The sequence below is a fragment of the Psychromonas sp. SP041 genome (assembly GCF_000470315.2).
GTDB lineage: Bacteria > Pseudomonadota > Gammaproteobacteria > Enterobacterales > Psychromonadaceae > Psychromonas.
Window position 1 is genome coordinate 1 of record NZ_CBRF02000089.1, and the last position, 1,408, is coordinate 1,408.

Sequence of the window (1,408 nt, forward strand, 5' to 3'; positions counted from 1 at the left end):
TATTTATTGTGATTAATGGTATGGACCCTCTCCACTCCACTTACGGCTTCAAATGAGCCAATATAGAAGTGTTAAACAATCTATATACAGAAAAATAGAGAGGGTCACATGAATACTATAACAATCGGGTTAGATATCGCAAAATCTGCTTTTCATTTAATTTGGATGAATGAATCAGGCAAGGTATTAAAGAAAAAACAGTTAACACGGAAAAAGATGTTTGAATATTTTTCTAATTTATTACCTTGCATTGTCGTCATGGAAGCTTGTGGTAGTACACATTATTGGTCACGCGTTCTTATACGGTGTGGGCATGAAGTTAAAGCGATTGCGCCACAATTTATAACGGCATATCGCAAAGGTAATAAAAATGATTACAACGATGCAGAAGCAATTGCGGAAGCCTCCCAACGTCACAACATGCGCTTTGTTCCTTTAAAATCACTGGAGCAACAAGATATACAAATGGTACATCGGATAAGGGAAAGGCTTGTGCATAATAGAACTGCATTAAGCAATCAAATACGTGGTTTACTCGCTGAATATGGTTTAGTTACTCCTAAAGGATTGGCTCACTTAAAGAAAAACTTACCGATATTTTTAGAGGATGCCGATAATGAATTAAGCGCATTCACTCGCCGTTATTTTTTAAGTTTGAGGGAAGAGTTAGATGATTTAATTCAGAAAATAGCATTGTTAGATAAAGAAATCATGGCCATAAGCCAAGAGAACACAGTTTGCCAGCGACTCACTACAATGAATGGTATTGGTCCTCTCATTTCTAGTGCACTTTATGCCGGTATCGGAGATGGAAAAGCCTTTAAAAGTGGCCGCCACGTATCCGCTTGGTTAGGGTTAGTTCCGGGGCAACATTCAACGGGAGGAAAGCCTACGTTATTAGGTATTTCTAAGCGAGGAAATACTTATTTAAGAACGCAGCTTATTAATGGAGCAAGGTCAGCTTTACGGCATTGCGATAATAAAACAGATCAAGTCAGCGTGTGGGCTCAAAAACTAAAAGCGCGCAGTAACTACAATAATGCGACGGTTGCATTAGCAAATAAAATGGCGCGAATGGCATGGGCGATGTTGCATCATCAAGAAGATTATAAGTTCAAAACGACAATAAGTTAAAAGCGTTAATCAATATATAAGAAAGTTTAACAACCCTGTAATATTGCTAGAGAATAGAGATTGATGGGATACAGTTCAGCACTGCCCTATAGGAAACCTTTTTATACCAAGGGCTATAATAAGCCGCCGGATTGATGAGGTAATAGGGGCGGAAATCCATCAGGGCTAGAGGCATCGATGATACCTCATAAAAAGCCGAATATATGGCTGCAATGTACTCTATTTCAACGATCTAAATTGTCTTGCAATCGGAGAGGGTCCATATATGGTATAA

1 protein-coding gene is annotated in these 1,408 nt (G+C 38.6%); it reads left to right on the forward strand.

Annotation, left to right across the window (positions count from 1 at the left end):
* The first annotated feature begins 108 nt into the window (after window positions 1-108).
* Window positions 109-1,134: an IS110 family transposase gene (locus SP041_RS20655; RefSeq protein WP_025565319.1), complete on the forward strand. Its 1,026-nt coding sequence runs from the start codon at window positions 109-111 to the stop codon at window positions 1,132-1,134.
* Window positions 1,135-1,408: the final 274 nt, after the last annotated feature.